Here is a 20548-nt window from a genome sequence, read left to right on the forward strand (position 1 = left end):
CGCGTACGCGAGTCGGCGGTGCAGCTGAGCGCGGCGGCTCGTCCAGGTTCGCACCGTCTGTCGCTGCGGGAGCGCGGCGACGCCGTCGGATCGCACGCCGACCCGCGCCTTCGGCACGAGCACGATGCGCGCGCCGCCGAGCCGAGCACGCACTCCCAGATCGAGTCCCTCGTCGGCACCGCCGAGACCCGGATCCGGACGCAGCACCGCGGGTGCGGCTCCGCGGATGAGCATGCCGCGCACGTCCGCTCCCAGTGCGTCCTCGGCGGCGTCGTGCTGGCCCTGGTCGAGTTCATCGGAGGCGAGCTCGACAGTGCGGCCGAACCGGCTCATGCTGACACCCAGCGAGACGATCTCGCGGTCGTCGTCGTGCCGCACGAGCTTGGGCGCGGCGAGCGCTGCCGACGGCGAGCGCTCGAGCGATCCGGCGAGAAGCTGCAGTGCCTTTCGGCGGGGCCGAGAGTCGTGAGTGAGCATCCAGACCGAGCTGCCGGTCGCCACGCGCGGCTGGGCGAGCGCGACGGCCTCGGCGAACGTGGTGGTCGCGCGTGCCTCGATGATCGCCTCGACGCTGTGCCCGATGCCGTCGATGGCCCTCACCTGTGCGCCGCTGCCCAGGACCACGACGGTGACGGCGTCGGGTGGCGTCGTCTGACTGCGGAGGGCGTCGAGGGTCTCGCTGAGCTGTGCGGCTGCGGAGTCGCCGGTGCGTGCGACGACGATGGCGTGTACTCGGGATGGCATGACAGAGTCAGCCTAGACAGGCATACGCGGGGCGCCGGTCATCGGACTCGGCGTGCCCGCGAAGCCGTCAGCTCGCGCGGCGCTTGAGCTTGCGACGCTCGCGCTCGCTCAGACCGCCCCAGATGCCGAATCGCTCGTCATTGCTGAGGGCGTACTCGAGGCACTCGCCCCGTACATCGCACGATGTGCAGATGCGCTTGGCGTCTCGCGTCGAGCCGCCCTTCTCGGGGAAGAACGCCTCGGGGTCGGTCTGCGCGCACAGCGCGTCGACCTGCCAGGCGAGTGCGCCATCATCCTCGGCGTCAGCCCGGCGTACGCCGGGTACGCCGAGGTTCACTGGATCGACGAACCAATTCTCGGGAACGTCCGACCGGTAACCCGTCATCTCGATCTCCCAACCCTGCATGTGCCCCCTCCGGGCCGTGCACCACTAATTACACCCGTGTCATTCGCCGCGGTCAAGTCGCGGATGGTAAACCCTCAATGGGGCGTTTAAGGTTCATTGGACCTCATCGGCGTGTCGCGTCGGCGAGAACGGACGAAAGCGGAGCGGGTGCGGGTGGTGCCGGCGCGATAGCCTGAACCCGATGGCCGTGTACAGCAAGCACCCCGTGGCCCCTCTCCCCGCGGCTCCGCCCCGCGAGACGACCGGGCATCTGCTGGTGCGCGCGTACAGCGTGCTGGCCGTGTTCTGCCTCTTCGCGCACACGGCGGTGTACAACACCTTCGGCGCGCTCGGGTCGGGCATCGTGCTCGTGATCCTCGCGGCCGGCGCCCTGGCCATCTGGGTTCCCGAGGTCGTCGCGCAGCGTCCCACCCGCTTCCCCTGGCGCCGGCTGCCGTGGGCCGCGCTCGGCTACGCGGCCCTCGCCCTGGCATCCACCCTGTGGTCGCGCTGGCCCGCCGCCACGCTGCTCACCTGGTCTCTGCTGGCCGCCATCACGGTGACGGCCGTGCTCATCGCGACCACCCTCACCTGGAACGAGATCGCCCGGGCGATCTCGAGCGCGCTCAAGCTGATCCTGGGTCTCTCCCTGGCGGTCGAGCTGTGGGTCGCGCTCGTGCTGCGGCGTCCCCTGCTGCCGAACTTCGTCGACCTGCCCGAGGGGAAGATCGACCCCCACCTCTACTGGGTGCGCGGAAACCTGTTCGACGACGGTCGGATCCAGGGGGTGGTGGGCAATGCGCACGCCCTCGCGATGATGTGCCTGTTCGCGCTGATCGTCTTCGCGGTGCTGTACGCCACGCAGGTGCGCCGGCGCACCATGCTCATCTTCTGGGCGGTGCTCGCCGCCGTGCTGCTCGTGAAAGCCGCGTCGGCCACCGTGTACCTCAGCATCGCCGTCGTCGTGGTCGTGCTGGCCGCCGTGTTCATGATGCGTGCGGCATCCCCGCGACGACGCGGGCGGCTCTACCTGCTCTTCGCCGCAGTCGGCGTCGTCGGCATCGGCGGTGTGGTGCTGCTGCGCGACCAGATCCTCTCGGCTCTCGGTAAGGACAGCGACCTCACCGGGCGCATCGAGATCTGGCAGGCGGTGTGGGAGCGCGCGATCACCCGGCCGGTGTTCGGCAACGGCTTCTCCTCCCCCTGGGTGCCCTGGGATCCGGCATTCGACGGCTGGATCCTGAACCACGGGCTCAGCGTCTTCCACGCGCACGACATGTGGCTCGACGTGTTCCTTCAGCTGGGCGTGGTGGGCGTCTTGCTGATGGCGGTCGCCTGGCTGGCGCTCCTGTGGCGGGCGTGGTTCTTCGCCGTCGACCGGCCACGGTGGGACCTCGACGCCCGCCGCCCCTACTCCCCCCTGTCGCTGCTGCCCGTGCTGTTCACGGCGGTGCTGCTCGTCGAGGGCCTCGCCGAATCGGCGCCCATCATGCTGTGGGGCTGGCTGCTGCTGATCCTGCTCTCGTTCAAGATTAAGGCCGTGCCGCTCATCGGCGTCGGCGTCGGCGAGCGCACCCCCGTCATCTCGCACGGCCCGCAGCCGCGGCAGGTGCCATGACACCGCGGCGCTTCGTCGTCTCGCTGCTGGGTTCGGCGCTGTTCGCCCGTGCCTACACGCTGACCGCGCTCACCGCCGTGTTCTCGTCGTTCCTCATCGAACGGATGATGTCGCCGGTGAGCCTGGCGACGATCATCGGCGTGCTCGCGGTGCTCGGCGTCGCCGTGCTCGTCGTGCGTCGAGACGAGCTGTCTCTGCTGCGCTTCGCCCCGACGTCTCTGCTCGGCTTTCTGCTGCTCGCGCTGCTGAGCGCGCTCTGGTCGTCGGATGCAGGGGGCACGGTCGCCGGCTGGTTCACCCTGCTCGGGTACGCCGTGATCGCGATCACCATCGGGCACGTGCGCGACACGCTGCAGACGGTGCGCGCCATCGGCGACACCCTGCGCTGGCTGCTGGCCCTCTCGCTCGGGCTCGAGATCGTGTTCGGCATCCTGCTCGACACCCCGTTCCGGCTGCTGGGCATCGAGGGCTCGCTCGCCGACGGCGGCCCCGTCCAGGGCATCTTCGGCACGCGCAACATGCTCGGCTTCATCGCCGTGGTCGCCCTGATCACCTTCGTGATCGAATGGCGCACGCAGTCGATCGGCCGCGTCGCGGGCGTGCTGTCGGTCGCGCTCGGCGGCTCGCTCGCGCTGTTCTCGGCCTCGCCGGCGGTCGTCGTGCTCGCGGTGGCTGTCGGCGTGGCGACGGTCGCGCTGATGATCGTGCGGCACGCGCCCGCCCATCGACGCAGCGCCGTGCAGGCGGCTCTCGGCGGGCTGGTCGTGGTGGGACTCGTGATCGGGTTCGCGTTCCGGCACCGGATCATCCGGCTGCTCGACGCCGGCTCGGATTTCTCGACCCGCGCCGATCTGTGGAACATGATGCTGGACTTCATCGCCCAGCGACCGATCACCGGGTACGGCTGGTTCGGCCCGTGGCCGCGCGGCGAGTACCCGTTCACCTACATCAACTTCCTGCTGTCGGATCGCCACCAGTCGGCGCTGAACGCCTACTTCGACACGCTGCTGCAGCTCGGCTCGGCGGGGCTGGCGCTCTTCGTCGTGCTCGGCGGCGTCGCGCTGGTGCGCTCGTGGCTGGTGGCGAGCGTGCGACGCTCGGTGGTGTACGCGTGGACGCCGCTCGTGCTCGTCACGCTCGGCGTGGAGTCGATGTTCGAGAGCTTCGCGCTCACCGGAACCGGCTGGCTTCTACTCGTGCTCTGCGCCCTGCGAGCCGGGCAGACCAGGTCATGGCGAGAGAGCATCGATGCGGCGCACACCGGTGCGATGCCGGTGCTCGGGCCGGAGCGCCCTCCGCTCCCGGGCGGCACAGGATCATGAAGATAGACTGTGATCCCGTGACCCTCGTGACAGAATCCTCGCCCGTCCGCCCCCGCGCGGAGGCTCGGGCATGACCGGCAGCGCGTTCGATCCGTCCACCGCGTCGATCGTCATCGTCACCTACAACCGCTCCCATCTGCTGAGCGGGCTGCTCACCAGCATCCGGTCGATGGACCCGAAGCCGGGCCGCGTCGTCATCATCGACAACGCGTCATCGGACGACACGACCGATGTCGTCGACTCGTTCCGCGACGGCATCGGCACCGAGATCGTCTACCGCCGGCTCGAGACCAACACCGGCGGCTCGGGTGGGTTCAGCGAGGGCATGCGCACGGCGTATGAGCTGGGATCCGAATGGATCTGGATGATGGACGACGACGTCGAGGTGCTGCCCGACGGTCTCGCGAAGATGGGCCGCTGGTCACGGCGCTTCAAGAGCATCCAGGGTCGGCGCTACGACTACGACGGCAGCGAGTTCTACTGGCAGTACCGGATAGCCGAGCGGATGGGCATCCCCATTCCGTTCGCGCCGTCGAAGTTCGACTCGTCCGGCTTCAAGGAGATGAACAGCGGATGCTTCGAGGGCATGTTCATCCATCGTTCGATCGTGACGCAGATCGGCCTGCCCGACCCGCGCTTCTTCATCTACTGGGATGACCAGATGTACGGCTGGCTGGCATCGCGCCTGACCACCGCTGTGATCGTCGACGAGTTCGTGCTGCGCCGCACGCGTGAGATCAAGCAGTGGGACATGGGCATCCGGCACATGAACGCATCGAGCAACGCGTACCGGTACTACATCATGCGCAACCGCGCATTCATCAAGAACTACTACCGGGTGCACGGGGTGTACAACCCGGTGCTGTTCGGCCTGGGCACCTCGGCGACGTTCGCCAAGGAGCTGATCCGGCTGCTCTTCGTCGAGCGCACGGTGCGCGGGACGAGCAACCTGTTCCGCGGTCTGCGCGACGGCGGCCGGATCGGCCGCGACCGCACCTGGCAGCCCATGCCGGCACTGGAGGCACGATGACCGAGCAGCAGCCCGAATACGTCTGGGCGTACTCGGATGAGAAGCCGAAGCGCGGCCGCACGTGGCTGATCGTCGGCCTGGCGGTGGCTGCGGTCGTGATCGCGGCGCTGGTGTTCTGGTTGTTCCTGCGGCCCGGGGCGCCGCTCGCGAGTGCGACGCCCACGCCGAGTGCGTCGCCGTCGGTGAGTGGGTCGCCGTCGGCTAGTGGTTCGGCCGCGCCTTCCGCAACGCCGGAGCCGTCTGAAACCGCCGTCCCGACGCCGCCGCCGGTGCCGGACCCCGACATCGACACCTTCCGGGGGCAGGTGCAGGGCTGGTTGGATGACGCCGGCACGGGGCTGGACATCGTGTCGAGCAGCAGCGGGCAGGAAGCGCTTGCGGTGATCGACGCCCTCGAGGCGGATGCCCAAAGACTGGCCGACACCCCTGCACCCTCCTCGATCACCGCTGAGTGGAAAGACAAGCTCTCGGCTTACGAATCACAGCTCGGTGAGCTGCGTTCGGCGGCGTCTAACGGATCGACGATATCTGTGGGGGCTGCACGCTCGGCGCTGCAGTCGCTGCGCGCGCTCGTCGGCCTCTGACGCATAGCCCGCCCGCGACCTCGCGGATCAGTGCGCGTTGTGGTCCGCGTTATAACGGTCGAGCACGTCTTTGATCGGTCCGTCGAGCACCAGAGCACCCTTGTCGAGATAGAGCCCGCGCTTGCAGAAGCGGCGCAGATCGCGCTCGTTGTGGCTGACGAAGAAGAGGGTGCGCCCCTCGGCAAGCAGCTCGTCGATGCGCTTGTAGCACTTGTCACGGAAGGCCTTGTCGCCGACGGCGAGGACCTCGTCGACCAGAAGGATCGGCTCGTTGAGCTGAGAGACGACGGAGAATGCTAGTCGCACCTTCATCCCGTTGGAGAGATGCTTGTAGGGCGTCTCCTGAAAGTCCTCCAGCTCCGCGAAAGCGATCATCTCGTCATAGCGCGAAGCGACCTCCGCCTTCGACATGCCATGCAGGCCAGCGGTGAGACGAACATTCTCGCGGACAGTCAGGTCGCCGACGAATCCCCCGGTGAGCTCGATGAGCGGAGCCACACCCCCGCTGACTCGCACGCTGCCCTCGTCCGGCAGCAGAACACTCGCCACGAGGCGGAGCAGCGTCGACTTGCCCTGACCGTTTCGTCCCACCACGCCGATGGACTCGCCGGCTTCGACGGTGAACGACACATCTCTCAGGGCCCAGAACTCACCGGGACGGGATCGTCTACTCGCGCCCGCGAAGAGGTCTTTGAGAGTGCGTCGTCCGCGACGATTGCGGCGAAAGCGGACGCCCAGATCGGCTACTTCGATCGCGGGTCCCATCACAGCTCCTTCAGGACGGGTCGTTCGAGCGTGCGGAACACCCAGATCCCGAGGGCGAGAATCGCAAAGCTCATCAATGCGCTGATCGCCACCAGCTCTGGCTGCCACTGGTCCGGGAAGAACGCCATTCGATACAGGGAGAAGATCCCGGCGAGGGGATTGAACATCCCCAGGGTCTGAAAGACCCCCGGCAGGTCGTTCACACTGTAGATGATCGGAGTGGCGTAGAAGAGCGCCCGGAGGATGAGCGCGGTGGTGCGCTCGAGATCGGTGTACAGGGCGCACAGCGGTGCGACCAGCAGCCCGAGGCCGACAAGCAGGACGGTCTGCAGCAGAATCGCCACGGGGAACAGCAGAATGCCCCATCCCACGTGCGCCGTCTTCGCGGGGTCGCTCTCGAGGAGGACGTTCGCCACGACGAAGATCGCCAGTACGGGCAGCGAGAAGAAGAACTCGATGCCCTTGCTGAGCACGATGCGGTTCACCCAGATCGAACGCGGGATCGCGGTCGAGCGCACCAGTCGTGCGTCCTTCTTGAAAGCACGTGTGAAGTCGCCGACCGACGAGTTGAACCACACCCAGGGCAGCAGAGCCGTGATGAGGAAGACGATGTAGGGCTGCTCACCGACGGTTCGTTCGAACACCCGTGTGAACACGAACCAGTAGATCGCGCTCATCACCAGCGGGTCGAGCACCGACCACAGGTACCCCAGTGCGCTCGTCGAATAGCGCACCTTGAGGTCGCGGGCCGACAGCAACCACAACGAATGCAGATAGCGCCGGGGCGTCCCGGGCGCCCCGACAGCAGCGTGACTCACGATGACGAGTCTACGAGAGCAGGTTGTTCCACATGGACAGCGCCGAGCCGATGGCCATGTGCATGTCGAGGTACTGGTAGGTGCCGAGGCGCCCGCCGAAGTGTACGTCGCGCTCCCCCTTCGCGAGTTCGCGGTAGGCCAGGAGGCCCTCACGATCCGTCGGGGTGTTCACCGGGTAGTAGGGCTCATCGCCGCGCTCGGCGAAGCGTGAGAACTCACGCATGATGACAGTCTTCTCGGACTCGTAGACATCCTTGCGCTCCGGATGGAAGTGCTTGAACTCGTGGATCCGCGTGTAGGGCACGTCGATGTCGGGATAGTTCATCACGCTGGTGCCCTGGAAATCGCGAACTGGCAGGACTTCCTGCTCGAAATCGAGCGTGCGCCAGCTCAACGCGCCCTCGGCGTAGTCGAAGTACCGATCGACGGGGCCGGTGTACACGACGGGGAGCTGACCGACACTCGCCCCCTTGCTTAGAGGTTGCGACTCATCAAAGAAGTCGACATCGAGCTCGACCTCGATGTTGGGATGATCGGCCATGCGCTCGAGCCAGGCGGTATAGCCGTCGACGGGCAGCCCTTCCCACGTGTCGTTGAAGTATCGGTTGTCGTACGTGTAGCGCACCGGCAGTCGGCTGACGATGTCACCGGAGAGTTGGTGCGGGTCGGTCTGCCACTGCTTGGCCGTGTAGTCGCGGAAGAACGCTTCGAACAGCGGCCGCCCGACAAGAGCAATGCCCTTCTCCTCGAAATTCCGCGCCGTCCTCACGTCGAACTCGCCGGCCTGCTCCTTGACGAGCGCTCGCGCCTGGTCGGGCGAGTAAGCCGCGTTGAAGAACTGGTTGATGGTGCCGAGGTTCACCGGCATCGGAAAGACCGTGCCCTTGTGCGTCGTGTAGACGCGGTGCACGTAGTTCGTGAACGATGTGAAGCGGTTGACGTACTCCCAGACAGTCGCGTTCGACGTGTGGAAGAGGTGGGCGCCGTAGCGATGGATCTCGATGCCTGTCTCAGGGTCCGCTTCGCTGTAGGCGTTTCCGCCGATGTGCGGACGGCGATCGACGACTGTGACCTTGCGACCGGCATCCGCCGCGCGTTCCGCGACGGTCAAGCCGAAGAAACCCGAGCCGACGACAAGAAGATCCATTGGCACCCCTTCTCACGAGCCGCAGATGCGGCATCGCGTCCCATCCTAAAGAGAGACCCGCGCTCGCCGGGCGCCGTGCCACGTACCGCTAGCCGCACACGGTAGACTTGAGGCACCATGTCACGCCCCGTTGAGCGCGCGCTCATTATCGTCCCTGCGTGGAACGAGTCCCAGAATGTGGGAAACACTGTCCGCGAGATTCTCGAAGTAGACCCGACATACGATGTTCTGGTCATCGATGATGGATCGACAGACGATACGGCGGAGATGGCGAGAGAAGCGGGCGCACGCGTCATCAATCTGCCTTTCAATATGGGCGTCGGCGGTGCGATGCGAACGGGCTTCACGTACGCCATGCGCCATGGGTACAAGCGCGCCATTCAGGTCGACGCCGACGGGCAGCACAATCCGACAGACATCGGTGCAGTGCTGTCCGGTTTGGACCGAGCCGATATTTCCATTGGCGCTCGCTTCGCCGAGATCGGCGACTACAAGGCACGTGGGCCCCGACGATGGGCCATGAAGATGCTCGCGTCCGTGATATCCAGGATCAGTGGCGCGCGTCTCACCGACGTCACGTCCGGCTTCCGTGCCGCCAACAGCCGAGCCATCGTTCAGTATGTGCGCTACTACCCGGCGGAGTATCTGGGGGATACGATCGACTCTCTAGTCGGCGCCATTCATTCGGGGCTCTCCGTGACACAGGTTCCAGTTGCGATGCGCCCGCGCGCGCATGGAAAGCCCAGCCACAACCCCTTCAGCGCAGCACGTTATCTTCTCCGCGCTGCTTTCGCTTTGACGCTCGCGTTGATGAGGGGCCGTCGCACGAAGGAATCCCGATGATCGTCGCCCTAGGAATCGCATTCGCTCTCGCCGTCTTGGCCGTCATCATCGTGCTACTTCTTCGACGCCAACTGCGTGAGAAGTACGCCATCATGTGGCTCCTGATCGGCCTGGCCATCCTTGTGCTTGCTATCTACCCCGGTCTTCTCATCGCCCTGTCCGACGCTCTCAACGTCGAGCTTCCTTCCAACCTCATCTTCGCCCTCGCGCTCGTCCTCCTAGTCGGCGTTTCACTCCACCTCTCGTGGGAGCTTTCTCAGGCTGAGGATGAGATCCGACGCGTTGCTGAAGAGGTTGCGCTCCTACGTATCGAGGTCGATGAACTCCGGCCTGTCAACACGAAAACCCCAGGTGCTGACGACGGCGCCGGGCACTCCGTGTAGTTCGTCGTGCGAGCACCCTTCAATATTCAGGCGCGCTCAGCGTCCGTCGATGCCGCATCCGCGCAGATCTGAGAGTACTCGAGCGCTCGTTCGGGCCAGTACCAACCGGTGAGCGCAGGAGAGAGTCGATCGGTTTCGTTCGCCAGGTGCAGCACCGCGGACGCCAAGGCCGCGGCGTTCTGCTCGTGCACCACCACGATGGGATGGCCCTGGCTGGCGAGCAGCTCTCCTCCAGGCACATCGTAGGTGACCGCCCGTCCCCCAGCATCCAGCGCTTCGAGCAAGGTCATTCCGAAGCCTTCTGCGAGCGTCGACGGGTTGACCAGGATCGCTCCGCGGAGTTCATGACGCACCTGATCCGAACCGACCCTTCCGCGTACGTTCACCCGGTCCGTCAAATTCGCGTCCATTAGTGCCTGCTCGAGACGAGGCCGTTCGGGTCCGTCGCCCAGCACAACGGCCGACAGTTCCACGTGCCGTCGGCGCAGCTCCGCCACCACCTCGACAAACACGTCCACTCCCTTGCCCGGGACCAGGCGACCGACAAACACCAGCTTGAGCTTCTCCGCGTCTGCCTGCGGCCCCTGCGCCATTGCAGAGTCCGTCGTCGGCTCGAGTGCGTTGTAGAAGACCTCCGCTTTGCGACCGGACAGCTCCTCGACGAAGTCGACTACCCGGTCAGATACGCCGAGCACGCGCGTTGCGCCTCGCAACACGGCTCGACCCATCGTCAGGTCTACGATCCTGCTGCCCCAGCGGATCATCGGCGAATCGGACACAACATGTCCGCTCCCGTGCTCTGTATGGATGAGCGGGACACGCAGACGACGAGCGATTCGCAAGCCCAGCCAAGTCATGGGAAAGAACCTGGTGTGCACCGAGATGACGTCGGGTTTCCACTGAGCGAGCATCCGTGTGATCCGACGAGTAGTCCCGGGAACGGGGAACCCGAGAACGTCACCGATCTTCAGGAACTCCCGAAATCGAGCCACGTCCAGATCGTCGTCGAAATCGAAGTCGCTGCCGTCTGTGAGTGTGAGGACGAGCACTTCATGCCCTCCGAGGCGAAGGTGGCGCCCAAGGTTGTGCAGATGAGTTTCAAGACCTCCCACTCGCGGCGGAAAATTGTTCACGACCAGCGCGATTCTCATGGGCTCTCCTGAATTCATCTCGACCCGGTTGCACGAGCGGAGTCGCAGTTGGAGACAGCACACTCAGCGCCTGTCAGGGTCGAGCCTGCTCTCCCGGCTACTATGAAGAGCGTATCCGATGCGCCTGTACCCGATTCGGCTCCGTCGAACCCCACCAGGAGGCGCTCTTGCCGCGAGTATCACCCGCACACCCGAGCCAAGGAAACAACATGGCTTCCCAACGTTGTCGTCCGGGACGTTCGCGATGATGTTGAGTCCGGTCGTCATCCGCACGCTGCAGTCCACGACCGGAATGGCCGTTCAGGGATTGGCTCGTTTCGGGTACACCCTGGTTATCGGGCGGCTGTCCGGCCCCGAGACGCTGGGGGAGATTACTGCCATTCTCTCTTTGTCCGTCTACATGGGGCTTCTGTGGCCGGCGGGGACGTCGACCGCCGCAACACGGTACTACGCGACTTCGGTGTTCGCTGCAGAAGGCGCCCACGCTATCCGGAGGTCCTGGCTACTCGGCACGGTTGTCCTGTCTGCACTCATCGTCCCGGTGACGCTCTGGATGACCGAAGATCTGGCTCTGGCATTCACGAGCGCGGCCCTGATGTTCTCATACAGCGCCTACATGTTCACCAGGGGGGAGCTCACGGGAGAGGACCGACTCGGGTGGGCTGCTGTCGCTGACGCGCTCTCTTCTGCGCTGGCGCTCACGGCCCTTCTGGTGACGACGCTCTTCAAATTGTCGTGGGCCATGCTGCTGCCCTTGACCTTGGGCTATCTCCTTTTCGCCGTTCTGAGCCGGTCTCGCACTAAGAGCAAGCCAGCCGATCCGGCACTCAAGAGGGAGATCTTCGCTTTCTCATGGCGCACAAGTGTGGGCATGCTGGTCGGCGGCGGCCTGCTGCCCATCACCATCGTGTTCGTACGCGGCTTCGAAACTCCCGAAACCGCGGGCCTGTTCGCTGCCGCGCTCAGCCTCGCAACGCCAGCGAGCATGATCTCGCTGGCGTTGAATCAGGTGCTGATTCCCCACCTCGCCCGCATGAACCCCACTGATCGCCGTGTGTTTCACAGGCGGACCTTCGTTCTGGCGAGCGCGTTCTTCGCTCTGGTGTTCGGAGCACTCGCGCTCGCGGCGCCATTGATAGTGAACTTCGTTTACGGCCCGACCTACGCTGGCGCCGAACACCCCATGCGTGCGCTTCTCCTCGGGGTCTACCTCTTCTCCGCCGCCGCCGTGCCCTCCGCGTTGCTCCTCATCGACGGTCGCGAGCGCGTATATGCGAGGATCTGGCTGATCTCATTCATCGTCGGAATGACGATGATGGCGACCCTGTCACCCTTGGTAGGAGAGTGGGGCACTCTTGCTGGCTATGTCGTCGGTGGTGGAGGCGGGGCTGTGGCCATCTGTGTCTATGCTCTCTCGCCGACCAGACCTGCACGAAGCAGCCGGCGATCTGACATGGTGGCACGATGAACGCCTCCGCGCCCGACACTTCTTCTGGCTCTCTCTTCAGCTGACTCTTGATCTGAGGAATCGACACATCTATGAATCCCCCGGCGACTGAGCACCTGGTATCCGTAATTGTGCCCGTCTTCAACGCTGCCGCACATCTGGAACGTACCGCCGCATCGATTCTGCTTCAGACCCATGCTGCCCTTGAGGTGATCCTTGTCAATGACGGATCCACGGATGGATCCGAGGGAATATGCGACGAGATTGCACGTACAGACTCGCGAGTCCGCGTGATCCATCAGCTCAACGGCGGTATCGCTGTGGCTCAGAATGCCGGTTTGGACGCCGCCACTGGCTCCTTCGTTACTTTCTGCGACAACGACGATCTGATGAGTCCTCGTCTGATCGAACGCCTTTTGTCTATTCTGATTGATTCTGACGCCGACATGAGCTGCTGCCGGTGGTGGAATGTAGGCGCAAGTGTGGCCGACGAGGCACTGAGGTTGCACAGTGATGCCCCGCCGCGTGATGTTCAAGTCTTCGAGGACTCAGCGAAGAGCTATCAGACCATTTTCAGCGCAGCTCTCCGTCGCCTGCGCGGGAAAGAGTTGCGTTACTTCAGTGAGGCGAACTGGGGCAAGCTATACCGCGCTTCTCTCTTCGAGGAAATCCGATTCCCCGAGGGGAGGTACGCGCAGGACGTCGCGATAGCCATGGATCTCTATCTGCGTTGTCGTCGCGTGGCGTCGTGCAACGACCGCCTCTACTTCTGGCTCCAGCGGGGCGACAGTGTCTCGCATTCTGAGCGTTCGGCCGGGTACTATCACGACATCGTTCACGCACACGCACATTCGTTCAAGGCAGCCATCGCGAATGGCATCCTTCCGGCACGAGCCTATTACGGGCTGACTGCGCTCCGCCATCAGAGGCGCGCAGCGCGCACCTCTGATGAGGTCGAGACCTACCTGGCGGACAAAGTCATGGTTCGCGGATTGCTCTCGCGTCTCGGCCTCGTTGATCGTGCGCGATGCGCCTTCCTGAGCGCACTACGAAAGTGCGAGGTCCTCGTCTACGATCGCACCGTTCACCGCCGACGCTGATCGACGCCCAGAGGAGGCCGTTCCAGCCGGGCATGTACGCTAGAACGCATGACGTTTTCTGCCGGTTCGAGCACCATACGCACCGGCTCCGAGCAACCCGCCCACGCACTTCCGCGAAGTAGTGTCATGCGCATCCTGGTCGTCGCCGTACTCGCTTTCGGCGCACTCGCGGGGTGGTGCTTTGCTTCGCCTATTGGTGCCAGTCCGGACGACAACTTCCACCAGGTGAGCATCTGGTGTGCACCCGGTGATAGACCTGGCCTTTGCGAGAGCACGGGAGACTCCGGCACCCGCAGAGTGCTTGCCGTGCTCGCAGACACCTCAGCATGCTTCGCTTTCGTACCGGAGCACAGCGGCAAGTGCGACCCAGCGTTGACCGGCATGGTCACAACAGACCACGGCAACTTCACCGGGGCCTACCCGCCGATCTACTACGGCGTGATGAGCATATTCACGTCATCTGACGTTCAGACGTCGGTTCTGCTGATACGGGTCTTCAACTCGCTGCTCGCTGTCGCTGTCGTCACCTCGCTCTATCTCCTGGTAGATCAACGGGTGCGCAGGGCGATGTTGTGGGGTCTGTTGCTCACAGCAATTCCCACGGGCATCTTCCTCGTCGCCAGCATCAACCCAAGTGGGTGGGCCATCCTCTCCGCCGGCACCACGTGGATCGCAATGGTCGGTTACTTCCGTGCGCCGACGTTCGGTAGGCGGGTGGCTCTGGGGGCGCTCGCGCTGCTCACTGCGCTCATGGGTGCGGGCTCCCGCGGCGACTCTGCCGTCTACGTCGCATTGGGTGCCCTCCTGGCAGCAATCATCACATTCGAACGCAGCCGCCGCTTCATGATGATGTTGATTGTTCCGCTGGCCGCTATGGTCATGGGAGCGGTCTCCTACCTCGGCTCCGGTCAGACAGGGATGGCCATCGGTGGGGAGATGTCAGACACGCCGACTCAAGGCTCGGATTTCGTGGCGACCTTCGTCCGCACCCTGGCCAACATCCCCGTCATGTGGATGGGAAACTTCGGCACGCAAGCACTCGGCTGGGGTGACGTCGAGATCCCCGCTGCAGTGTGGTTCACAACAACCATCCTCTTCGGGGCTCTCGCATTCTGGTCGCTGTCGCGTCGTCGCGATACACGGCTCATCATCGCGACGACGCTGGTCACACTGGCGCTGATCGCGGTGCCGAGCTGGGTCATCACCCAGAACGGCGTCGAAGTCGGTGTTCTCGTGCAACCCAGGTATATCCTCCCCCTTCAAGTTCTCTTCATTGGTATCCTCCTGTTCGGCGGGGGTGATATTCGCCGAGACACGACTCGTATACAGCGCTGGCTCATCGTCATCGGCCTATCCGCCGCGAACAGTCTGTCGCTGTATGCGACGATGCGCCGTTATCTCACGGGAACCGACTACCGGGGGTTCAACCTGAACGACGGCATCGAGTGGTGGTGGACGAACATGCTGTTGCCACCAGGCGTCTTCTGGGGTATGAGTACCCTGGCGTTCGCGGCGCTGCTGCTGGTATCCACGGGCTTGCTTTCCCGACCCCACGCGCTCGCCGGCGCTCCTGACACCTCAACCATCCGCTAACGACACCAGACAGGGTTCAGAGTGCGCATTTCACACCGACTCGCAATCGTCACCGGCGGCGCCGGCTTCATCGGGGCCGCCATGTCGGCGCGGTTGGCGGACACGTTCGAACGCGTGATCGCCTTCGACAACCTGCATCCGCAGATCCACCCTGACCACCGCCCGTCAGACGGGTTTGATCCCCGCGTCGAGGTTTACGAAGCAGACATCACGGACCCATCTGCTTGGGATCGACTCCTCTCCGACGCCAAGCCGGACGTGGTGATCCATCTCGCCGCGGAAACCGGCACAGGGCAGTCGCTTACCGAGTCAGTCCGCCACACTTCCGTCAATGTCGTCGGCACATCCGTCATGCTCGACGCTCTGAAGTGGCACGATGCTGTCCCACAACGGATCGTGCTCGCTTCGTCGCGCGCCGTGTACGGTGAGGGAGCGTGGCAACATCTGAGCGGTCCAGACGCTGGAAAGTTGTTCTACCCCGGCGCGCGATCAACATCGATGTTCGAGGCAGCGGAGTGGGATTTCGCTGATGCACAGCCGGTGGCGATGAACGCGTCCCAAGTGCGGCCTCACCCTGCCTCTGTGTACGGCGTCACCAAGCTTGCGCAGGAGGATCTGCTGCGTATCTGGGGTGACGCGTTCGGGGTCGAGATCGGCATCGTTCGTTTGCAGAACGTATACGGACCGGGTCAGACACCGTCTAACCCCTATACCGGAATCATGTCTCTCTTCTGTCGCGTCGCTCACAATGGCGGGCAGATCGCCGTCTACGAAGACGGAGAGGTGCGTCGCGACTTCATCATCATCGACGACGTTGCTGATGCGATTCTGCGGATGGTCGAGGTCAGCGACTGCCCGACAGTCCCGATCGATATCGGTTCTGGATCCTACCAGACGATCCGACAGGCTGCAGAGCTCATCTCCGACATCTACAAAGCACCGACTCCCGTCGTGACCGGCCAGTGGCGGCATGGCGACGTCCGTCACGCTTGGGCGGACCCGGAGCCGGCAAGACAGCTCTTGGGTTTCTCGGCCCGGGTCAGCGTGCAGGATGGTTTCCGCCGCCTCGCTGCATGGGTGGACACTCAGACCGAACATCTCTGATCCTCTCAGCTCACTGCCGCTGCCTGCCAAGCAACCGATCGAGCCTCTTGGCGGGTGATTCCGCGTGATCTGAGCCAGAGGGATACCTCAGCCGGTGAATGGAAGCGGCGGCGACTGAGCGAAGTATCGTTCTGTGAAAGCGAACAGCACTGTGTCCGCGTCGCACGTCCGCGCCTGATCGACAACGTCCGGCCTGTTCCCTGGGTAGTCGAGGTTGTGGCGTTCCTGGCACGTTGTCTGGAACGTGCTTGCCCAGATCGGTGCGAGCGCCTCACCCGTCGAATCTCGCATGATTAGCGCGCGTCCGGTTCCCGAATCGGATTCGGTCTTCGCCGGCATATCCAGCAGACCTACAGAGCCGTCCGTTGGACCCGGCACCGCCGTCCCGTCAGAGGCCGTGATCCGCGACCGAACCGAGTCGAGCCCTGTAAGGGTGGGAACGGCCCAATCCTCGGCGGACGAAGTGTTGCCGTACGGAACGAACTCATTCGGCGCGACGTCGATGGTCACTTCGGAAGCCTCAGGTATCTGAATCCGCTGCCAGACCGATTCCGGATAAAGATCGGCCGCACACCCGACTATCTGCTGCCATGCGGCATAAGCTCCGTAGGGGCTCCAGTGAGTGTTCACTGCCGAATACACCGGAGCGTTGCGCTTGGCGACTTGCATCGCTTCACGAACGTCGACTATCGGAAGGTCACCCGAACGCTCAAGGAACTGATCGAGGTGGGTCTTGCCCTGCAGGTCATCTGTCCATTCCGGGAGTTTCTCTCGATAGAGCTCCCACTTCGCTGGGACCACAACGATCACCAGATCGCGGCCGTCCTGCTGAAGTCGAGCGTCCAGGTCCGAGAAGTAGGTGATCCACTGCGCCAGCTGCTCATCTAGCCAGGGAGCCCGTCCGAGTGCTTGGGAGAAGTTATGCGACTGCTCATCCCCCCAGAAGTCGAAGCCATCGCGCCCCTGAACTCGCATCCCCTGGACCTCGGTGTGCATGGCATACTCGGCGTCGGAGGAAGCCGTCTTCGGCCCCGTCCAGATATCCACCGCTCCGGTAGAAAAACCCTCGGAGACACACATCTGCGGGAGGCTGCTCTGTTGTGACTCCTGCCCGAGCACGCTCTGTTGGATCCGAGCAGCTTCCGCTTGCATTGCTCGTTTGGCTCCCACTCCGATCAGGGTCATCACGAGCACAGCGATGAGGAGAAGGATGAGCGGTACGAAGTAGGCGATGCGCTGAGCACGGGAGCGCGGCGCCTGTCGTTCCGCTCTGTGCATCGAGTGCAATGAAGGGCCGGCGCTCATGACACCGATCCCGAGGCTGCGCGCATCGACTCCGCATATCGCGTGGAGGAGAAGTCAGGGTTCACTACCCTCCGCTTGACCCGCGCCGTGAGCGGAGCGAAGCGGGCGACAAACACGGAAAGCCAGCGAGGCGTCCAGTCCTTCAATGACATCGCCGGCTTCTCAAGAAGGTGCCATGACGCGATCGAGACCACGTGCACGGCAAGCACGACCACCAGATGATAGGCAACCCACCCGTACCGCTGCAGTCCGAAATATGTGGCCAGATTCATGAGCGGCCACGCGTAGATGTAGATGCCGTACGAGAAGTCGCCGAAGCGCGCCCAACGTGTCAGGGGGAGCCGCACTCCCAGCCACATCAGGAAGTAGAGGAACCCATACTGTCCGATCACGTTCCAGCCGCCGAACGCATAGGTGAAGAGGCCGAGACCGAGCATCCCGATCGCGATGCGATCGTCGATGACGATCTTGTCTCCGTGCAGCGCGAAGAGCATACCGAACGCGAACGGCGCGAAGAACATCAGGATGAAGGGGTCTGCCAGGAACTTGTTGAGCCCGCCGACGTTGCCGGCGCCGAGCCACTGTAGAGCATTGAGCGAGATGACCGCCACGGCGAACGCCGTGGCGAACCGCTTCGACGCCAACGCTCCGAAGAGACCGAGCAAGCCGATGACGATGTAGCAGAGGAACTCGTAGGACAGCGTCCACGCAGAGCCGTTCCAGTCCCGCACGCCATGGTTCAAGAAGTAGGGAACCGTTTCTCCGAGGCCCGCGATGTTGCGTTCTCCCAGTGTAAGGAACATGTTGTCGACGAAGTACGTCAACGGCGACTCCACCGTCGCACTCCAATATCCGTCGAACGTACCCTTCTCCAACCGCCAGGCGATTGGAGCAAGAACGGCGACGGTCAGAATGAGGGCAGCCCAGAAGGCCGGGAAGATCCGCAGGCAGCGACGCCAGAAGTATCGCCAGATGGTGGAGCGCCCCATCCGCGACTTCGTGATGAGGAAGCCCGAGAAGAAGAAGAAGCCGGCGACGGCCACTCCGCCGAGCGACTGCTCGTCCGAGATCTGGATGCCAAGGTCCTCCCCGCCGTAGAAGCCCGCGACCGGGCCGCTATGCGAGAAGATCACGAGGAACGCCATCAACCATCGGAGGAAGTCGAGCGAATTCGAGCGCGGGTCGAACGCCTCTGTGACGCTGAGCGGGCCGCCAGCCTGGCTCACGACGTCTCCTCCTTCGCGCCGGACGGACGCCCCATTCTCCATCGCACGTAGGTGCGTCGGCTGGCGTCATAGGCTGGGTGGAGTAGACGCGCCAACCTCGGCAGTCGAGTCCAGAACGCCCGCTTGCCGACGCTGAGCAAGCTCGGTCCCCGAAGCAGGCGATCGAGATAGTCGCGCTGCTGCATCACGGTTCCGGGCAGACCCTGGCTGAAGTTCTGCAGCTTGAACTCCAGGGAAGCGTAGTTGATCGAGGCAAGTTCCGTGCTCTGCACGGTGAAGACCGGCAGTCCCGCACCCAACGACGAGTAAGTGAAGAGACGCTCGACGACGTGGGCCAGCGAGCCGTCGACATAGGTCGCCTCGTCGAAATCGTCCCACGTGAGACCGGCATCCACGAGCGTGCGCAGGGCTTGAGGCCGCGCGATGAACATCGAACCGTATGCTGCGAGGGGCGTGGACTCATCCAGAGGCGTCGTGATGCCAAGACGGGCGCAGAGTTCCGAAGCGCGCTCCTTATTGTGGTACCAGGCTTTACCGAGGGTCGGGAATCCGATATGAACGACAGGCGGGATAACCATCCCCACCTCGGGTCGCTCCGCAAACAGGTCGACGATGTTGGCGGCGTAGTTCTCGGAGTGCAGGAGATTTCCGATGAGATGCCGTTTGAACCACTCGCCCGCTACGGGGCCGTCCTGAGGTGACCGCTTCGAGTGCAGCTTGACCACGATGTCGAAGCTGTCGTCGCGCAACAGATCGGCGCATCCCAACAGGAACGCGGAGACGTCGCGGCCCGCGTTGGAGGCAGTGAGGCGCACCTCGTACGATTCCTCACCGCGCTCAGCCAGCGCCGTCTTGATCGCGGATCGCTTCCGCTCGGTGTCCGTCGTGATCACGACGTGCCGCTCGCATGGGAGGCGATCGGCGTAGCCCATGAGCTCCTCGATCATGTCCTCGTAGTAGCAGTGGATCGCCACGAGAGCACGCATGCGCTTCGTCCGCTCGAAGCGTTCGGCATCCATCTCCAGCGCATCGGAGTAGATGCGGTTCAGGGAGAAGTTCGTCGCCGCTACCCGGGGTTCCGTCGTGCGGGCGACGTTCTCCCAGACGAGTTCAAGCGGATAGTCCGACGTCCGCTCGAGGATGTCGATGACGTCGCGACCGATGATGGCATAGTCGGAGAAGTACAGCGGACTGTGGAAGAAGGTGCGCCGCTTGAGGATTGGGCATCGGTCCGCGGTGAGCTGCACGACTTCGTCCAGGATGGGATTGAGGCTCGTGTATCGCTCGCCTCGGAACAGCACCTCCGACGAGAAGCCGCGTTCCTCGAAGTACTGGGTGAATCGGCCCTCGTGCTCGTCAACAGACTGCTCGTAGCTGGTGATCATCGGCATGTCGGCCCAGTACTCGCGGAACATCGGAGAGGCGAGCATCCGCTGTCGAACAGCGATCCAGTGCGACTGGATGTGTCGCTGCAGAACGCCCTTCGCAGCGAACGGGTGCGGGCGAACCTCGCCGTGCTCGGTGACCCCCCAGAAGTCGACGTCCCACGTCTGTGAACGATCGAACATCTCGGAGAAAGGGTACATCGGTCCGAAAAACGTGTAGTTGAGGAGGATGAGCTCGTCGTACTCGGCGAGGCGATCGAAGCCGAAGCGTTCGAGACCCTCCTTGTATCCCCAGACATCGAAACCGACGTTTTCGCGCTCCCAGACCTCGTCTGCAACCTGTTCCAGCGCGGCCCGACCCTCCGTCGCCAGCGGACCGTTGGAGACCACCACAATGTGCTCTACGTGCTCCCGGAGCTTCTCCAGGCAGTAAGACACGTAGCGATCCACTCCCCCGTTCTTCTCCCAGAAAAGATAGAACGCAATCCGCTTCACGGGGCTCCTTCGAAGGGTGGGCAATCCTGTCGAGTATAGCCGCAGGTGAATGAGAGCACCCTCGGGCCGCACGAGCCGCCCGACGGGCGGGTCCTTCTCGATT

The 20548-nt window shown here is 63.8% G+C and carries 19 protein-coding genes; 10 read left to right on the forward strand and 9 right to left on the reverse strand.

The features are described from left to right. Together RT309_RS01370 and RT309_RS01375 are read right to left on the reverse strand one after the other, a co-directional pair. A partial coding sequence (locus RT309_RS01370; protein WP_313354636.1) for a glycosyltransferase occupies positions 1–744 on the reverse strand: 744 nt, incomplete at its 3' end. A gap of 67 nt (positions 745–811) precedes the next feature. Next, entirely contained in the window at positions 812–1129 is a 318-nt protein-coding gene (locus tag RT309_RS01375; RefSeq protein WP_101187161.1) for a WhiB family transcriptional regulator, read from the reverse strand. Positions 1130–1331: 202 nt separating this feature from the next. On the opposite strand from RT309_RS01375, the gene RT309_RS01380 reads away from it, so the two are divergent. From RT309_RS01380 to RT309_RS01395, 4 genes are all read left to right on the forward strand, one after another. Next, positions 1332–2747: an O-antigen ligase family protein gene (locus RT309_RS01380; protein ID WP_313354640.1), complete on the forward strand. Its 1416-nt coding sequence runs from the start codon at positions 1332–1334 to the stop codon at positions 2745–2747. Further along, entirely contained in the window at positions 2744–4069 is a 1326-nt protein-coding gene (locus RT309_RS01385; protein WP_313354642.1) for an O-antigen ligase family protein, read from the forward strand. Before RT309_RS01380 ends, RT309_RS01385 begins: the two co-directional genes overlap by 4 nt. A 70-nt stretch (positions 4070–4139) precedes the next feature. Next, complete coding sequence (locus RT309_RS01390; RefSeq protein ID WP_313354644.1) at positions 4140–5099, forward strand: glycosyltransferase family 2 protein; 960 nt, start codon at positions 4140–4142, stop codon at positions 5097–5099. Continuing rightward, positions 5096–5683, forward strand: a complete 588-nt coding sequence (locus tag RT309_RS01395) for a hypothetical protein (protein WP_313354645.1) — start codon at positions 5096–5098, stop codon at positions 5681–5683. The genes RT309_RS01390 and RT309_RS01395 overlap by 4 nt, the downstream gene beginning before the upstream one ends. 27 nt (positions 5684–5710) lie before the next feature. Here the strand turns inward: RT309_RS01395 and RT309_RS01400 are convergent, their stop codons facing one another. From RT309_RS01400 to glf, 3 genes are read right to left on the reverse strand one after another with little or no spacing between them, the layout of a single operon-like run. Beyond that, positions 5711–6448, reverse strand: coding sequence for an ABC transporter ATP-binding protein (locus RT309_RS01400; RefSeq protein WP_313354646.1), 738 nt, complete (start codon positions 6446–6448; stop codon positions 5711–5713). After that, complete coding sequence (locus RT309_RS01405; protein WP_313354647.1) at positions 6448–7266, reverse strand: ABC transporter permease; 819 nt, start codon at positions 7264–7266, stop codon at positions 6448–6450. The genes RT309_RS01400 and RT309_RS01405 overlap by 1 nt, the downstream gene beginning before the upstream one ends. A gap of 10 nt (positions 7267–7276) precedes the next feature. Beyond that, the gene (gene glf, locus RT309_RS01410) at positions 7277–8413 is read right to left on the reverse strand and encodes a UDP-galactopyranose mutase (RefSeq protein ID WP_313354648.1); all 1137 of its coding nucleotides are present in this window, start codon (positions 8411–8413) and stop codon (positions 7277–7279) included. A 117-nt stretch (positions 8414–8530) separates the two neighbouring features. Here glf and RT309_RS01415 point away from each other — a divergent pair, with 117 nt between their 5' ends. Together RT309_RS01415 and RT309_RS01420 are read left to right on the forward strand one after the other, a co-directional pair. Next, positions 8531–9256 carry a glycosyltransferase family 2 protein gene (locus RT309_RS01415; RefSeq protein ID WP_313354650.1) on the forward strand — a complete coding sequence of 242 codons (726 nt, stop codon included), beginning with the start codon at positions 8531–8533 and terminating at the stop codon, positions 9254–9256. Further along, positions 9253–9639, forward strand: a complete 387-nt coding sequence (locus RT309_RS01420; protein WP_313354652.1) for a DUF2304 domain-containing protein — start codon at positions 9253–9255, stop codon at positions 9637–9639. The genes RT309_RS01415 and RT309_RS01420 overlap by 4 nt, the downstream gene beginning before the upstream one ends. Before the next feature lie 26 nt (positions 9640–9665). On the opposite strand, the gene RT309_RS01425 is transcribed toward RT309_RS01420, so the two are convergent. Continuing rightward, the gene (locus RT309_RS01425) at positions 9666–10790 is read right to left on the reverse strand and encodes a glycosyltransferase family 4 protein (protein ID WP_313354653.1); all 1125 of its coding nucleotides are present in this window, start codon (positions 10788–10790) and stop codon (positions 9666–9668) included. 244 nt (positions 10791–11034) lie between these two features. Here RT309_RS01425 and RT309_RS01430 point away from each other — a divergent pair, with 244 nt between their 5' ends. The 4 genes from RT309_RS01430 (at position 11035) to RT309_RS01445 (ending at position 16034) form a co-directional block, all read left to right on the forward strand. Then, positions 11035–12258 (forward strand): hypothetical protein, encoded by a 1224-nt coding sequence (locus RT309_RS01430; protein WP_313354655.1) that lies wholly within the window; start codon positions 11035–11037, stop codon positions 12256–12258. A gap of 71 nt (positions 12259–12329) precedes the next feature. Then, entirely contained in the window at positions 12330–13337 is a 1008-nt protein-coding gene (locus RT309_RS01435; protein ID WP_313354656.1) for a glycosyltransferase, read from the forward strand. A 126-nt stretch (positions 13338–13463) separates the two neighbouring features. After that, a complete protein-coding gene (locus RT309_RS01440; RefSeq protein WP_313354658.1) occupies positions 13464–14930 on the forward strand; it encodes a DUF2142 domain-containing protein in 1467 nt (488 codons plus the stop codon). Positions 14931–14951: 21 nt separating this feature from the next. Then, on the forward strand, positions 14952–16034 hold the full coding sequence (locus RT309_RS01445) for an NAD-dependent epimerase/dehydratase family protein (protein ID WP_313354660.1): 1083 nt from the start codon (positions 14952–14954) through the stop codon (positions 16032–16034). Positions 16035–16121: 87 nt separating this feature from the next. On the opposite strand, the gene RT309_RS01450 is transcribed toward RT309_RS01445, so the two are convergent. The 3 genes from RT309_RS01450 to RT309_RS01460 are packed head-to-tail and all read right to left on the reverse strand — an operon-like array spanning position 16122 to position 20445. Continuing rightward, on the reverse strand, positions 16122–17339 hold the full coding sequence (locus RT309_RS01450; protein WP_313354662.1) for an alginate O-acetyltransferase AlgX-related protein: 1218 nt from the start codon (positions 17337–17339) through the stop codon (positions 16122–16124). Further along, a complete protein-coding gene (locus RT309_RS01455; RefSeq protein WP_313354663.1) occupies positions 17336–18565 on the reverse strand; it encodes an acyltransferase in 1230 nt (409 codons plus the stop codon). The genes RT309_RS01450 and RT309_RS01455 overlap by 4 nt, the downstream gene beginning before the upstream one ends. After that, positions 18562–20445: a rhamnan synthesis F family protein gene (locus RT309_RS01460; protein WP_313354665.1), complete on the reverse strand. Its 1884-nt coding sequence runs from the start codon at positions 20443–20445 to the stop codon at positions 18562–18564. The genes RT309_RS01455 and RT309_RS01460 overlap by 4 nt, the downstream gene beginning before the upstream one ends. Between the last annotated feature and the right edge of the window lie 103 nt (positions 20446–20548).

Source organism: Microbacterium sp. (assembly GCF_032084865.1).
Lineage (GTDB): Bacteria > Actinomycetota > Actinomycetes > Actinomycetales > Microbacteriaceae > Microbacterium.